The sequence below is a fragment of the Amycolatopsis benzoatilytica AK 16/65 genome (assembly GCF_000383915.1).
Classification (GTDB): Bacteria; Actinomycetota; Actinomycetes; order Mycobacteriales; family Pseudonocardiaceae; genus Amycolatopsis; species Amycolatopsis benzoatilytica.
Genome location: NZ_KB912942.1, coordinates 716,769 through 731,197, shown reverse-complemented (window position 1 = coordinate 731,197; position 14,429 = coordinate 716,769). Strand labels below are relative to the sequence as shown.

The 14,429-nt window shown below is 69.6% G+C and carries 15 protein-coding genes; 5 read left to right on the top strand and 10 right to left on the bottom strand.

The window, feature by feature from the left end:
* Positions 1 to 22: 22 nt before the first annotated feature.
* The 3 genes from AMYBE_RS0103425 to AMYBE_RS0103415 are packed head-to-tail and all read right to left on the bottom strand — an operon-like array spanning position 23 to position 3,146.
* Positions 23 to 1,054, bottom strand: coding sequence for a YhjD/YihY/BrkB family envelope integrity protein (locus AMYBE_RS0103425; protein WP_020657937.1), 1,032 nt, complete (start codon positions 1,052 to 1,054; stop codon positions 23 to 25).
* 43 nt (positions 1,055 to 1,097) lie between these two features.
* Positions 1,098 to 1,883, bottom strand: coding sequence for a transglutaminase-like domain-containing protein (locus AMYBE_RS0103420; protein WP_020657936.1), 786 nt, complete (start codon positions 1,881 to 1,883; stop codon positions 1,098 to 1,100).
* A 36-nt stretch (positions 1,884 to 1,919) separates the two neighbouring features.
* Positions 1,920 to 3,146 (bottom strand): cytochrome P450, encoded by a 1,227-nt coding sequence (locus tag AMYBE_RS0103415; protein WP_020657935.1) that lies wholly within the window; start codon positions 3,144 to 3,146, stop codon positions 1,920 to 1,922.
* Positions 3,147 to 3,400: 254 nt separating this feature from the next.
* On the opposite strand from AMYBE_RS0103415, the gene AMYBE_RS0103410 reads away from it, so the two are divergent.
* Positions 3,401 to 4,531 (top strand): steroid 3-ketoacyl-CoA thiolase, encoded by a 1,131-nt coding sequence (locus AMYBE_RS0103410; RefSeq protein WP_020657934.1) that lies wholly within the window; start codon positions 3,401 to 3,403, stop codon positions 4,529 to 4,531.
* A gap of 51 nt (positions 4,532 to 4,582) precedes the next feature.
* On the opposite strand, the gene AMYBE_RS0103405 is transcribed toward AMYBE_RS0103410, so the two are convergent.
* Both AMYBE_RS0103405 and AMYBE_RS0103400 read right to left on the bottom strand, forming a co-directional pair.
* The gene (locus AMYBE_RS0103405; RefSeq protein WP_020657933.1) at positions 4,583 to 4,942 is read right to left on the bottom strand and encodes a VOC family protein; all 360 of its coding nucleotides are present in this window, start codon (positions 4,940 to 4,942) and stop codon (positions 4,583 to 4,585) included.
* An 82-nt stretch (positions 4,943 to 5,024) separates the two neighbouring features.
* A complete protein-coding gene (locus tag AMYBE_RS0103400; protein WP_020657932.1) occupies positions 5,025 to 5,501 on the bottom strand; it encodes a pyridoxamine 5'-phosphate oxidase family protein in 477 nt (158 codons plus the stop codon).
* 82 nt (positions 5,502 to 5,583) lie between these two features.
* On the opposite strand from AMYBE_RS0103400, the gene AMYBE_RS0103395 reads away from it, so the two are divergent.
* On the top strand, positions 5,584 to 6,384 hold the full coding sequence (locus tag AMYBE_RS0103395) for an alpha/beta fold hydrolase (RefSeq protein WP_027927336.1): 801 nt from the start codon (positions 5,584 to 5,586) through the stop codon (positions 6,382 to 6,384).
* 191 nt (positions 6,385 to 6,575) lie between these two features.
* Here the strand turns inward: AMYBE_RS0103395 and AMYBE_RS40835 are convergent, their stop codons facing one another.
* From AMYBE_RS40835 to AMYBE_RS0103370, 5 genes are read right to left on the bottom strand one after another with little or no spacing between them, the layout of a single operon-like run.
* A complete protein-coding gene (locus tag AMYBE_RS40835) occupies positions 6,576 to 7,712 on the bottom strand; it encodes a low temperature requirement protein A (RefSeq protein ID WP_020657930.1) in 1,137 nt (378 codons plus the stop codon).
* Between the two features lie 30 nt (positions 7,713 to 7,742).
* Positions 7,743 to 8,945: a metal-dependent hydrolase family protein gene (locus AMYBE_RS0103385; RefSeq protein WP_020657929.1), complete on the bottom strand. Its 1,203-nt coding sequence runs from the start codon at positions 8,943 to 8,945 to the stop codon at positions 7,743 to 7,745.
* Positions 8,942 to 10,375, bottom strand: a complete 1,434-nt coding sequence (locus AMYBE_RS0103380) for a sodium:solute symporter family protein (protein WP_020657928.1) — start codon at positions 10,373 to 10,375, stop codon at positions 8,942 to 8,944. Before AMYBE_RS0103380 ends, AMYBE_RS0103385 begins: the two co-directional genes overlap by 4 nt.
* Before the next feature lie 3 nt (positions 10,376 to 10,378).
* Entirely contained in the window at positions 10,379 to 10,576 is a 198-nt protein-coding gene (locus AMYBE_RS0103375) for a hypothetical protein (protein ID WP_020657927.1), read from the bottom strand.
* A 4-nt stretch (positions 10,577 to 10,580) separates the two neighbouring features.
* Positions 10,581 to 10,997, bottom strand: coding sequence for a hypothetical protein (locus AMYBE_RS0103370; protein ID WP_020657926.1), 417 nt, complete (start codon positions 10,995 to 10,997; stop codon positions 10,581 to 10,583).
* A 125-nt stretch (positions 10,998 to 11,122) separates the two neighbouring features.
* On the opposite strand from AMYBE_RS0103370, the gene AMYBE_RS0103365 reads away from it, so the two are divergent.
* The 3 genes from AMYBE_RS0103365 to AMYBE_RS0103355 all read left to right on the top strand — a co-directional run bounded on the left by AMYBE_RS0103365 (position 11,123) and on the right by AMYBE_RS0103355 (position 14,298).
* A complete protein-coding gene (locus tag AMYBE_RS0103365) occupies positions 11,123 to 12,127 on the top strand; it encodes an Lrp/AsnC family transcriptional regulator (protein WP_245573149.1) in 1,005 nt (334 codons plus the stop codon).
* Positions 12,128 to 12,203: 76 nt separating this feature from the next.
* Positions 12,204 to 13,238 carry a fatty acid desaturase family protein gene (locus AMYBE_RS0103360; RefSeq protein WP_020657924.1) on the top strand — a complete coding sequence of 345 codons (1,035 nt, stop codon included), beginning with the start codon at positions 12,204 to 12,206 and terminating at the stop codon, positions 13,236 to 13,238.
* 10 nt (positions 13,239 to 13,248) lie between these two features.
* Positions 13,249 to 14,298 (top strand): MBL fold metallo-hydrolase, encoded by a 1,050-nt coding sequence (locus tag AMYBE_RS0103355; RefSeq protein WP_020657923.1) that lies wholly within the window; start codon positions 13,249 to 13,251, stop codon positions 14,296 to 14,298.
* The last annotated feature ends 131 nt before the right edge of the window (positions 14,299 to 14,429 follow it).

Here is a 14,429-nt window from a genome sequence, read left to right as displayed (position 1 = left end):
ACGATGCGAGACTGCTAGCCGCTCACGAGTCCTTGCGCCGTCGGCGTAACGCGAACAATGTGCCCAGCGCGCCGACCACCGCGCCGAGCACCGCCGCGGTGGCATTGTGTTGCTTGGGCGCGATGATCGGCCGCAACTGCGCCGCTGGCGGCGGCTGGATCGGCTTGCGGGGCGCATCGCGGGCGGTGGCCGTCCACGCCGTGATGTAGATGAGCATGCGCGCGATCAGCGAGATGAAGAACAGCAGACCGATCACCGACCCGAACGCGACCCCGGACGGCGATCTGCTGATCAAGGTCAGATAGAACCCGCCGGCCTGCTTCAGCAGTTCGAAGCCGAGCGCCGCGGCGACCGCGCCGCGCATCGCACTGCGCCAGCCGACACGCTCCCGCGGCAGCCGGGTGAGCACCCAGAGGAAAACCAGCCAGTCGGCCAGCAGCGCCAGCGGCACCGAGGCGACCGACAGCACGGTCCGCCCCCAGCCGGTGTCCGCGACGCCGACCAGCGCGAGCAGGGAGCGCCCGACCGCGGTGCCGGAGACCGTGATGCCGAACGACACCAGCAGCGCGGCGCCGAGGCCGAGCAAGGCCAGCACGTCCGTCAGGATCGTCCGCAGCAACGGCCCTTCGGACCGGTTCTGCCCGTACATCGCGGTGAGCGCGTCCCGCAGCGCGTTCATCCAGTTCCAGCCGGAGTACAGGCCGACCACCAGACCGGCGACGCCGACTCCGGTGCGCTGTTCCACGAACCCGGTCAGGATCGACGACACCTGCGTGCCGATCGGGCCGGGCAGCGAACCCGAGATCGCCCGGACCAGCGCGTCCAGCAGATGCGGCTGGGTCGCCAGCACGAACCCGGCGGCCGACGAGGACACCATCAGGATCGGCACCAGCGAAAGCAGGCTGAAATAGGTGATCGACGCGACGTAGTGGTAGCCGCCGTAGTCGAGGTACCGGTTCGTCGCGCGCGCCAGGTGATCCAGCCAGCGGTACCGGGCTCGCGCACGGGCCCACCTGCTCGGCCCAGGGGTCTTGCGGGAACGCTTCACGCTCACTGTCTACCCAGACAACGGTGCGTTTGTCGCAAAAGACACGCAGTCAGGCGAGCACGACCGGTGCGTGCCCGTCGTCACGCGGCAGCGGACCGTCGGTGGTGGCGAAAACCGTCGCACCGAGGAAGTCGAGTTCGCAGCCGAGTGTGGCGAGGAAAGGCGTGTCGGCGGCGTCACGGCCGGTCGCGATCCGCAGCATCGACTGACGCGGAGCCAGCCGGGTGGCGTCGAAGACGTACCACCGGCCGTCGAGGCCGGCTTCGAACACCGCGTGGAAGTCCATCGGCTGCAGGCCCGGCGCGTAGACCGAGGTGTAACGCGCCGGGATGTCGACGATCCGGCACAGCGCGACGCATACGTGCGCGAAGTCGCGGCACACGCCTTCGCCGGCGAGAAGCGTGTCGATCGCGTCGTGAGTCGGCGCGCCCGAGCCGACGACGTACGCGAGCCGTTTGCCGACGTGCTCCACGATCGCCTGGACTTGAGCCTTTGGGCTGGTCAGTTCCCCGATGCCGGGCGGGAGCAGGCCGCCCATCCGGTCGGACGGGCAGTAGCGGCTGGGGCGGGTGTAGCGCGCGATGTCGGCGAGGGTGACTTCCTCGGCGGCACCGCGATGCTGCACGCGTTCGCCGTGATAGGTGACGCGGTGCTCGCCTGCGGCCAGGTCGTAGATCTCCGCGCGGGTGCCGTGCTCGAACTCGGCGGTGCGCGCGGCACCGGCGTCGGACACCGTGAGCTCGCCGGCGTCCGCGCGCACGGCGGCGACCGAAATCGCGGCGAGGCCGGGTTTCGTCACCCGGACGCCGAATTCCACGTCCACCGTCGTGCGCACGGGGCCATCATGCCGGTGCGCGGCGATCGCCGCCGATCAGGCGTAGCGGACCTGGTAGTGCTTGATCCCGTTGAGCCAGCTGGACCGCAGCCGTTCGGGGGCGGCGGCCTCGGCGATGCCGGGCATCACGTCGGCGATCGCGTTGAAGATCAGGTCGATCTCCAGCCGGGCCAGGTTCGCGCCGATGCAGTAGTGCGAGCCGGTGCCGCCGAAGCCGACGTGCGGGTTGTCCTCGCGCAGGATGTCGAACTTGCCGGGCTCGTCGAAGACGTCCGGGTCGAAGTTGGCCGAGCTGTAGAACATGCCCACCCGGTCGCCCTTGCGGATCCGCGCTTCGCCGAGTTCGGTGTCGCGGGTGGCGGTGCGCTGGAACGCGACCACCGGGGTGGCCCAGCGGACGATCTCGTCCGGCGCGGTCTTCGGGCGCTGCTGCTTGAACAGCTCCCACTGCTCCGGGTGGTCCAGGAACGCCTTCATGCCGTGCGTGATGGCGTTGCGGGTGGTCTCGTTGCCGGCGACGGCCAGCAGGATGACGAAGAAGCCGAACTCGTCGGAGCCGAGCGCTTCGCCGTCGACGTCGGCCTGGATCAGCTTCGTGACGATGTCGTCCATCGGGCAGCGGCGGCGTTCCTCGGCCATGTTCCAGGCGTAGCCGACGATCTCGGCGGAGGCGGTGAGCGGCTCGACCTCGTACTCCGGATCGTCGTAAGCGACCATCTGATTGGACCAGTCGAAGATCTTCTGCCGGTCTTCCTGCGGCACGCCGATCAGCTCGGCGATCGCCTGCAGCGGCAGCTCGCAGGCGACGTCGGTGACGAAATCGCCGGAGCCCTTCTTCTTGGCCTCGGAGACGATCCGCGCGGCGCGTTCGCGCAAGGTGTCCTCGAGCTTGGCGATCGAGCGCGGGGTGAACCCCTTCGAAACGATCCGCCGGAGCTTGGTGTGCTGCGGCGCGTCCATGTTCAGCAGGACCAGCCGGTTGGCGTCGAGGCCCTCGGCGGTCATCTGGTCGTCGAACCGGATGATCGCGGTCTTCTCCTCCGACGAATAGAGCTCGCTGTCGCGCGAGACCGCCTTGACGTCGGCGTGCCGCGTGACCACCCAGTAGCCGTCGTCGCCGAACCCGGCGGTGTTGTGCGGCTGCGGGTTCCACCAGACCGGCGCGGTGCGGCGGAGTTCGGCGAACTCCTCCAGCGGCAGCCTGCTGGCGTAGAGATCCGGGTCCGTGAAGTCGAAACCGGCGGGCAAGAGCGGAGCGGCCACGGATTGCCTCCTGCGCGGGATCGGCGATGATGCCCAACTGCAACGCGTTCTATGACCCCAGTAGAGCATACGGTGTTAACTCAGGGAACCCGCTTTGGTGAAACCCGTTTACTTGACCGTTCCAGGCCGGATTAGTGCAGGTGAGTGATTGTGCGTTCGCCGAAGATCGACATCTCGGCTGCCATGCGGGCGCTTGCCTAAAACAGGAACGTGTTCTAGTTTTGATCTGGTAGACGGCATGGAAGGGGACACTCGTGGGCGAACCGGTGATCGTGGCCGCGACACGCACGCCGATCGGCAAGCGCGGCGGCTGGCTGTCCGGCCTGCACGCGGCGGAACTGCTGGGCGCGCCGCTGCGCGGGGTGCTCGACCGGGCGGGCGTGGACCCGGCCGAGGTCGAGCAGGTGATCGGCGGAGCGGTGACCCAGGCCGGCGAGCAGGCCGGCAACCTGACCCGCACCGCGTGGCTGCACGCGGGCCTGCCGGAAGCGACCGGCGCGACGACCATCGACGCGCAATGCGGTTCGGCGCAACAGGCCGCGCACCTGATCGCGGGCCTGATCGCGGCGGACGCGATCACAGTCGGCGTGGCGTGCGGCGCGGAAGCGATGAGCCGGGTGCCGCTGGGCGCGAACCGCGGCGAAGGCATCGGATCGCCGAAACCGCAGGCGTGGTCGATCGACATGCCGAACCAATTCGGGGCGGCCGAACGAATCGCGCAGCGCCGCGGCATCACCCGGGCCGACGTGGACGCGTTGGGCGCCCGCTCGCAGGCCAACGCCGCGGCGGCGTGGGCAGCCGGGCATTTCGACCGCGAGATCGTGCCGGTGCCGACCGCGGAGGGCGTGATCTCCCGGGACCAGGGTCTCAGAGAGACCACTGTGGACGGTCTGGCCGGGCTGAAACCGGTACTGCCGGACGGGATTCACACCGCCGGGAACTCGTCCCAGATCTCCGACGGGGCGGCCGCGGTACTGCTGATGGACGCGTCGCGGGCACGGGAACTGGGGTTGCGGCCGCGGGCGCGGATCCGGGCGCAGGCCCTGGTCGGAGCGGAACCGTACTACCACCTGGACGGCCCGGTGCAGGCCACCACCCGCGTGCTCGCGGCGGCGGGGATGAAGATCGGGGATGTGGACCTGTTCGAGATCAACGAGGCGTTCGCGTCAGTGGTGCTTTCGTGGCAGCGGATGCACGCGCCGGACGAGTCCCGGGTGAACGTGAACGGCGGCGCGATCGCACTGGGGCACCCGGTCGGAAGCACCGGGGCACGATTGTTGACGACGGCGTTGCACGAACTGGAACGACGGGACGCGACGACGGCGCTGGTGACGATGTGCGCCGGCGGGGCGATGGCGACGGCTACGGTTTTGGAGAGGATCTGACGAGAGCCGTGAGCTGATCCGGCTCCACGGCCAGCGCTATGGCTCGGCGGTCTAGAAGCAGAACGGGTGCCCGGCCGGGTCGATCAAGACGCGGACGTCCGGTTGCGGCTGGACCTGCGCCATCGTCGCCCCGGCCGCGACCGCGTTCGCGACCGCAGTCTCCAGCGCCGCCTGGCCTTCGACCTCGAAGTCCAGGTGCAGCTGCATCTGCTGGTCCCCCGGGCCGGCGGGCCAGCCGGGCCGCACGTGCCGCGGCTCAAGCTGGAACGACAGTCCGGGCCCTCCTCCTGCCGGACGCAGGGTGACCCAGTCCGGCTCGTCGGCGGCGACCGGCCAGCCGAGCAGGCCCCGGTAGAACTCGGCGAGCATCCGGGGATCCGGCGCGTCGAGCACGACGGAGGTGAGTTTCATCCGGCCAGGCTAGGCTTGCTTTCCGCGAACGCACGCCGCCGCCCGGGAATCCCAGGCCGACCGGCCGGGCGGCTCAGTCCCCTCAGCCAAGCTCCGTGTGCACCGCCGGCCCGTTGTCCGGCCGGTCGAACCTCTCCCACCGGCCCGGGTGCCACGACTCCACGACCAGGGTGTTCTCCTCCACCCAGGTCAGCACGGCCTCCCGCACGTCCAGCCGGAACAGGTGACTCTCCTGTCCCTCCTGCACCCGGGTCACCTCGGCCGGGTCGGTGACCTCCACGGCGCGGCCGGCGATTTTCGCGTCGCCGCCTTCTTCGATCCCGGGGCAGGCGTGCAGAGCGAACCGGGCGTCGCGCCGGAGGTCCCGGGCTTTCCGGGCGTCCAGCATCGAGCCGAGGTAGGCCTCGCCGTCCCGGAAGTCGATTTCCGAGCCGCTCACGCGCGGCGAACCGTCGCTGCGGAGCGTGGCCAGGACGTGCGACTCGGCGGCGGCGAAACGGGCCCGGACGCGCGAGGCCAGGGACGGAGCGGCGGCGGCGAACTCATCCCAACTTGTCATGCCGGCAGTGTCGCACCCGCTGCCGACAGAAACCTGGCCTCCGGGAGGTCTGGCCGGGACCGGGTTGTGCTTGACTTTCGGGATGATCGCGGAGACTGCCGACCATCGCTGCCCGGTCGCTGACGGCGAGCTGGCCGTCCGTATCACGGGCGAGGGTCCGCTGCTGCTGCTCGTCCCGGGCGGTACCGGCGGGGCGGATTCGTTCCGGGCCTTGATCAAGCAGTTGCGCACGGACTTCACGGTCGTCACCTACGACCGGCGCGGGCACTTCGGCAGCACGGACACCACGACCGGGCCGGTGCCGGTGGCGACCCAGGCGGACGACGCGCTGGCGGTGCTCGACTCGGTCGGGAGCGACGCCGCGTTGATGTTCGGGACCAGCGCGGGGGCGTTGATCGGGCTTGATCTGGTGGCGCGGTACCCGGATCGGGTGACGACGTTCGTCGCGCACGAACCGCCCGCGGTGCAGTTGATGCCGGATGCCGGCGGGATTCTCGACGCTACCGCCGAGCAGATCCGGATGGCTCGCGCTGGGGACCTGATGGGGGCCGTCACGCGGTTCGCGGACGGGATCGCGGGCGCGGCGCTGCCGGATCTTCCCCGGATGCGGTTGCCCAACGAAAGCGACTGGCTGCGGCTGTTCGACCGGGAACTGCGGGAGTTCTTCGATTACCTTCCGGATTTGCGGGCGTTGCGCCGTACCGGCACGGAGATCGTGCCCACCGCCGGAGAAGGAAGCCGGGGGTGGTATCACTATCAGCCGGCCAAGATTTTGGCGTTGGAGCTGGGGTTGCCGTTCGTGGAGACGCCGGGGGCGCATTTGGGGCCGCAGCGGAATCCGGTCAAGTTCGGCACCGCCTTGCGGGAATTGCTGCTGGAGTGAGATTCCCGGGGAACGGATCGCTGAAGCGTGTCTCACGTGGTGCTGTCGTGATGCCTGGGCGGCCAGTGTGCCGGTCTGTCCGTGAAGGGCCCCTTCAGGGACTTGGATTCCCCCAAGGGCCCTTCACGGATAGGCCAGCGGACCGTTCAGCGCGCACCACCTGAGACAAGCGAGGGAGTGCCGAATACTCGCTATTTCCTGCGCGGGCCTCGCGTCAGCGAGAGGGCGACGGCCAAGACCAGGAGCCAGAGGAATCTGACGGGGTCCAGGGGCGCACCGAAGAAGCCGATCGCGAGCGGGATCGCCACGCCTGCCGCGGTAGCCAGGTAATCCCAGCGGGACCACCGTTGCGAAGTCGCTCGGGAGACCGCCCCGATAATCGTGAAGGCGGCTACGCAGCCGCAGATGAGCCATCGGGTTCCGGGGGCCATTTCGCCGTGTTCCAGCGACTCGACGACGTCCCCCAGGCCCGCCGCCAACGCGGCCAGCAATCCTGCGGTCAGGCAATGCACGGGCAGCAAACTGCGTGGGCCCCAGGTGGTTTGGCGCAGGTACGGGATCCCGGCGAAGCCTTGGTAGAGCGCCGCGCCCCACAAGGCAGCCAGCAGCGCCAGGATCGCGATCACCGTCCAGAACAGCGGCGCGGGCCAGTCCGGTGTCTCGGCCATCGCCTCGGTGACGGTCAGGACTCCCTCGCCCAGCACGATGATAGTGAACAGGCCCAAACGTTCACCAAAATGGGTGAGGTCCAGGTGCGCGAACGCGGTCCGGGCGCCGGGCTCGCGGCGCGACACCCGGGAGGCGGCTTTCCGCGCCAACCGTTCGCCGGACACGGTGAGGCTGATCAGCAAGTCCAGTGCCAAGCCCAAGGCCCACAGCCCATATTTGCCCGGGGCGTCGGCCCACAGCGAAACGAACCACGGCACGACGCCCACCCCGGCGTGCACGACCGGCCATTCCACGACGATCCGGGTGCTTGTCCGGCCTTCCCAGACTCGGCTCGCCAAGCTGCGCACCGCCAGATACGCCACCGCGAAAACCTGGGCGTGCTTGCCGAGGTCGTGCACTGAAACGGACATGAACACCAGCCCGGCCATCGCCAGCAGCACCGGCATGGTGCGGGCGGCGGCACCGGTGACGTTGCCGTACACGGTGAAGCACATCCAGGCCGTCCAGAAAGCCAGAAAGCACACCACGTACAAGCCGGCGTCGCCCCAGGTCGTGCTTCCGCGCAGGAGGTGCGAAAGCTGGGCGACGCCGGCTACCGCCACCAGGTCGAAGAAGAGCTCGAGCCAGGACGCGTGGCGTTCCTCGGTCTGCACGGTCACGGCGGCAAGTATGCCGCGCGGACCGCGATCTCACACGGCGCGCACGCCGTCCTGCCACACCTCCCGGATGTTCCCGGCCAGCGCCGGGAAGTCGTACGGATCGCCGGAAACCACGACGACGTCCGCCCGGTGGCCAGGAGCGATCCGGCCCAGTTCGGCGTCCTTGCCGAGCAGGCGGGCCGCCGACGAGGTCGCGGCGGCCAGGACGTCGCCGGGCGACATGCCGGTCTGCCGCATCAGTTCCAGCTCTTCCAGATTCGTCCCGTGTGGACCGACGCCGCTGTCGGTGCCCATCGCGATGCGGACGCCGGCCGCGACCGCCCGGCGTACCGAATCCGCGTGTACTTCGGCGACTTCTTTCGCCTTCGCCACCACGGCATCCGGCAGCGAGGCGCCGGCGGCGGCCGCGCGGACGACGTTGACCGGCGCCACCAGGGTCGGGACGAGCCAAGTGCCGCGGGCCAGCATCAGTTCGATGGCTTCGTCGTCCAGGTAGATGCCGTGCTCGATCGAGCGGATGCCGGCGCGTACCGCGTTCTTGATGCCTTCCGCGCCTTGCGCATGGGCCATCACCGACCGGCCCTGCATGGTCGCTTCAGTGACCAGGACATCCAGTTCCGCAAGCGTGAACTGCGAGTGCCGCGGGTCGTCCCGAGGCGAGAGCACGCCGCCGGTGGTACATACCTTCAGGACGTCGGCGCCGGCCCGCAGCAGCGTCCGGGCGACCCGGCGCATCTCGTCGGGACCGTCTGCCAGCGCCTCCGGGCGGCCGGGATGCGGCAGCGACAGCGGCACGCAGTGTCCGGAAATCGTCCAGCCGTCGCCGTGGCCGCCGGTGGGGCTGATCAGGCCGATAGCGATTTCCATCCGAGGACCGGGGATCAGGCCGTCCGCGACCGCTTGCTTGATGCCCAAGTCGGCACCGGCGGCGTCGCGGACCGTCGTGATGCCCAGTTTCAGCGTGGTCCACAGGTTCCGGGCGGCCTCGTAGAACTGGTACGAGAACGGCTTCTGCACGCGCGGCAGCAGGCCGATGTCGGACACCGTCACGTGCACGTGGCAGTCGAACAGCCCGGGCAGCAGCGTCGCTCCGGCACAGTCCACCGCGCGGTCGCCGTCGAGCCCGGTGCCGACCTCGACGATCCGGCCGTCTTCGACCAGCACGTCCGCGGGCGCGGGATCGCTTCCAGTGCCGTCGAACACCGCGCCGCCGGTGAAAAGGACGCGGGTCATACGTGTTCTCCCGTCCGCACGACCTCGCCGGACCGGGCCGCCGCCCGTTCGACGAGGGCGGCCGCCGCCAGCACGACCACGTTGACGGCGAGGCCGATCAGGCCCACGTTCACCGTGCCGGCCAGCTTGGTGTCCACAAAGGTCAGCCAGAGCACCACCAGCTCGCCCGCGGCCAGGCCGGCGAACACCGGCACCTTGCCTACCGGGACCTTCTTCCGGAAGCCCAGCAGGTTCGCCGGGGCCAGCTGCACCGAACCGGAGTAGGTGAGCAGCAGCAGGTTCGCCAGCAGATCCGGCCGGTAGATGCCGAGCACCAAGGCCAGCGCGCTGGCCAGCACAACCGTCCCGTGGTTGATCCAGAACTGCTTGCGCTCGCTGCGCACCCGGGTGATGTTCCTGGCCACCAGGGAAGAAATGCCGATCAGGATGCCCGCCGCGGGCACCATCGCGGTGGCCGTCGCGGCGACCACCACCAGGCCGGTCACCCAGCCGGGCAGCGCGTCCTTGCTCAGCGTCAGCAGCACGCCGTTCGGGTCGCTCCCCTTGGGCACCACCAGGATCGCGGCGAACCCGATGATCATCGGCAGCAGCAGGCACAGCTCGTACACCGGCATCCAGGTGTAGTTGCGGCGCAGCACCTTCGGGTCGCGCGCGGACATCAGCGCGGGCCAGGTGTGCGGCAGCGTCATCAGGCCGACGCCGATCGCGCTCACCAGCATGCTGGTGATGAACCAGGTGTGGTCGTTCGCCCCGGCGTGCACGAACAGCTTCTCCGGGTGCAGATCGTTGACCTTGCGGAACACGCCGGACACGCCGCCGGCGAAGTGCGCGGGCACCGCGATGATCAGCACTACCAGCACGACCAGCATGATCGCGTCCTTGAAGTACGAGGTCGCGGCCACCCCGCGCAGCCCGGCCCACAGCACGAACGCGACCACCAGCACGCTGCCGGCGATCATGCTCAGCGTGCCGGACGCGCGGTCGCCGGTGACCAGCCGGACGATCAAGCCCAGGCCGGTGATCTGCAGCTGCAGGTACGGCAGCACGAACACGACGCCGAGGATCGCCGACACGGTGCCCAGCGCGCGGCTGGAGTAACGGTCCTCCAGGAAGTCGCCCTGGGTCAGGTAGCCGCGGTCCTTGCCCATCCGCCAGATCCGCTTGGCGAGGAAGAACAGGACCACATAAGCGATCGGGACATAGGGCAGCGCGTACATCGCGGCCACGCCGCCGGAGAACGCGAGCCCGGCCATGCCGAGGAAGGTGAAGGTGGTGAAGACTTCGCCTGCCTGCAGGAACCACATGGTGAGCGCGCCGAACTTCCGGCCGCCGACAGTCCATTCCGCCAGATCGGCGGCGGGACGGCGGCGGCCGACGAAACCGAGCACGCCGATCAGCACGATGCCGGCGAGGGTGAAGGCGAGGATCATCGGTTACTCCTCCTCGCCGCTGCGCGCCATCAGGCGTTCGGACAGCAGCAGGGCTGGGGTGAACATGAGGCACCAGAACCCGCCCCACACCATCATTTTCGGCAGGCCGAGCCACAGCCCGGCGGAGTTGACGAACGGCAGGAACGGCATGAGGACCAGAGCCAGGACGGGGAAGACCGGCGGGAGATAGCAGCTGCGCATGCGATCACGCTGCCAGAAGCGCGAGCCGGCGGCAGGCCGGTTCGGCGAGCAGTATCGCCCCGTGGGCGAGCTTGTCCGGGCGGTCGGCGAGCGGCCGCACCGCTCCCGCCAGACCGGGAGTGCGCAGGTCGTGCCCGCCCGCGTGCGTCGCGTCGTCGCTGGTCGACGAGAACTCCTCGCCGGACGATGCGGTGACCGGCAGCGCGGCCGTGTCGCCGCGCAGCAGCACGGTTCCGCCCGGACCGCCGCTCCTCCGAAGGACCGCGGTGAGGTTCTCTCCGAGCGTGCTTTCCAGGTCCGGCCGGTCGAGGGCGCTCAGAACCGTCTCCTGGGTGCGGGGCGGGACGAGGCCGATTTCGGGTTTGCGGCGGAGGGTGACGAGTTCGGGATGCGGGGTGGCGGCGTCGGCGCGCAAGGACATGGGTCTCCCTCGCTGGATCGTCCACTTATGCTGGCCCGACGATGATGGGAGTGTCGAATGCTGTTGCCGGGAAGTTCGCATGAATCCGCCGGATCGGTGCGCTGGAAGCGAAGGATCCGCCATTGTTGAGCGAAACCGAGCTCAAACTGCTCGACGCGTTGCAGACCGACCCGCGGGCCTCCTGGTCGGCAGTCGGCAGCGCGCTGGGCATCGGCTCGGTCACCGCGGCGCGGCATTGGGAAGGGCTTGCCGAGCGCGGCCACGCCTGGCTGACCGCGTACCCGGGCGGCGACCTGCTGGCGAAGATGACGCTGGCGTTCGTGGAAATCGACTGCGCGCCCGGCCAAGCGCTGCGGGTGGCCCAGGAACTGGCGCTCGACCCGCACGTGCCGACCGTCGACTACCTGGCCGGACACTGCGATCTCCACCTGCACGTCATCACCCCGGCCTTGTCGGATCTTTCCGACTACGTGCTGCGCCGGCTGGCGAACCGGCCGGGCGTCACCGGGGTCCGGGTCAACCTCTCGCCGAAGATGTTCACCGAGGGCAGCCGCTGGCGGGTACGCGCGATTTCGCCGGTCGAACGCGAAGCGCTGACCAATCGGCCGCCGCGCGCGACCGCGCCCCCTCGGTTCACCGACTTGGACTGCGCGCTGGTCGTGGCTCTCGGTGAAGACGTCCGTGCCTCGGCCGCGGCGCTGGCGCTTCGGCTGGGGGTCGGCGCGACGACGGTGCGCCGACGGTTGGAGACGTTGGTGGCGCACAGGGCGGTTCGGCTTCGCTGCGAGATCGCGCGGCCGCTGTCGCCGGCACCGGTCACCGCGATGCTGTGGCTGCGGGTGCCGCCGGACAAGCTCGAGACGACCGCCAGTTCGCTCGCGACCCTGCCGGAGATCCGTATGTGCGCCGCGGTGACCAGCGAGGCGAATCTGCTGGCGGTGGCGTGGCTGGCCAGCCATCACGACGCCACCGCGCTGGAAGCGGCACTGGCGGCGAAGCTTCCGTGGCTGGAGATCGTCAACCGGGCGGTCACGCTGCGGACGGTGAAGCTGATGGGACGGTTGCTCGGCGAGACGGGAAGGGCGGACGGCACAGTGCCGATGGACTTCTGGGCCCCGGTGACTGGCTGAGGTGGGGCCAGCCCCCGCATCGACAGTCGGGGCTCCCGGTTTCCGGCCCGGCCCGTGGACCGCCAGACTCGCCGGAGTGACCACCGAAAAGCTCGTCCTCGACGCGCCGCCCCGGCCGGGCAGCGACTTCTCCCGGCTGTCGCGCCGGATCGCCGACGCCGGCCTGCTGGACCGCCGCCCCGGCTACTACGCGGTGCGGATCGCGCTGGTGACCGCGTTGTTCGCCGGCGGATGGGTCGCGTTCGCGCTGCTCGGCGATTCGTGGTGGCAGCTCGCGGTAGCCGTCTTCCAGGCGTTCCTTTTCGGCCAGATCGCCCTGCTGTCGCACGACCTGGCGCACCGGCAGACGTTCCGCAGGCGCCGGCCGGCCGAGATCGCCGGGCGGCTGGCCGGGAACCTCGGCATCGGCATGAGCTACGGCTGGTGGATGGACAAGCACACCCGCCACCACGCGAATCCGAACCACGAGGAACTGGACCCGGACGTCGACCCGGACATCATCGTCTGGTCCCAGCGCCAGGCCCGCGAAGCGCGTGGCCTGCCCCGGTTCGTCGGGCGGCACCAGGCAGTGCTGTTCTTCCCGCTGCTCACCCTCGAAGGGCTCAATCTGCACTGGTCGGGCATCCGCGCTGTCGCTCGTCCTGGGCTGCGCCGCCGGGGCCTGGAAGCGGCTCTGCTGTGCGCCCACTTCGCGCTCTACCTCGGTGCCCTGTGCGTTGTCCTTCCGCCCGGTCTGGCGCTGGCGTTCTTCGCCGTCCACCAAGGACTGTGGGGCGTCTACATGGGATCGATTTTCGCGCCGAACCACAAGGGCATGCCGACCCTGACCGGCAAGCCGGAACTGGACTTCCTGCGCAAGCAGGTGCTCACCTCGCGCAACGTCGACGGCGGCCCGGTGCTCGACGTCCTGCTGGGCGGGCTGAACCACCAGATCGAGCATCACCTGTTCCCGAGCATGCCGTCGGTGAATCTGCGCCGGGCCCAGCCGGTCGTCGAGGCGTATTGCGCCGAGATCGGCGTGCCCTACCTGCGCACCGGGCTGGTGTCGTCCTACCGGCAGACGCTGCGGCACCTGCGCGAAGCTGGGGCTCCTCTCAGGAACGCTTCGTAGACTCGGTGGCATGACCAGCACAGCGTGGACTCCGGCGGCCTTCGGTGCGAAGGCCGCCGGAGCGCGTGCCGAGCGGATGCGCCGGTCCCCGCAGTTCGCGGACGGCGTGTTTCACAATGCCGTTCCTACTCGCTCGACCCCCTCTTCGCCGGGCAGGCTGGTGCGCGAATACCTGTTCGGCGAGGACCGGGACCGGCGCAAGCCGGTCGGCGCGGTTCCGCTCGTCGCGTCGCCCGCTGTCGAGTCGGCGGACGGGCTTTTCCTTACCTGGTACGGGCACGCGTCGACGCTGATAGAGATCGACGGCGTCCGCGTGCTGTGCGATCCGGTGTGGAGCGACCGGGTTTCGCCCGCGTCCTTCGCCGGGCCGCGCCGGCTGCACGCGCCGCCGGTTCCGCTGCGCGGTGTCGGCCGGGTGGACGCGATCGTGATCTCGCACGACCATTACGACCACCTGGATCTGCCCACCGTCCAAGCGCTGATTTCGCTGACCGATGCGCCTTTCCTCGTCCCGTTGGGTGTCGGCGCGCATCTGGAACGGTGGCAGGTCCCGGCCGCGCGGATCGTCGAACTCGATTGGCACGAGGACGCGACGGTCGCCGGAATCCGGTTCGTGGCGACGCCGGCGCAGCATTTCTCCGGCCGTGGCCTGGCGAACGACAGCACGCTGTGGGCATCCTGGGTTGTTCTCGGGCCCTCGCACCGGGTCTTCTACAGCGGAGACACCGGTTATTTCGCCGGTTTCGCGGAAATCGGCGAGCGATACGGCCCGTTCGACGCGTCGCTGATCCAAATCGGCGCGTACGCGTCGCATTGGCCGGACATCCACATGACGCCGGAAGAAGGCGTCGCCGCGCATCTGGACGTGCGCGGCGGATTGCTGGTGCCGGTGCACTGGGCGACGTTCATGCTTTCGACGCATGCCTGGTCCGAACCCGCGGACCGGGTTTGGCGGGAAGCGAAGGCAAACGATCTCCCGTTGGCGATTCCGCAACCAGGCCAACGATTCGAAGCCGCGATCCCGCCAGCCCCAGACGGCTGGTGGAAAACCCACCCCTAACCCACATACACACACACCTCTCCCACACCCCCCACCCCACCCCTCCCCCTCCGAGCCCCCACCCCCCACTGGACCCACCCGCGGGATCGCGTCGGCGTCTGACGGAGCGGTGCGCACGGCCCCCGGGCCGG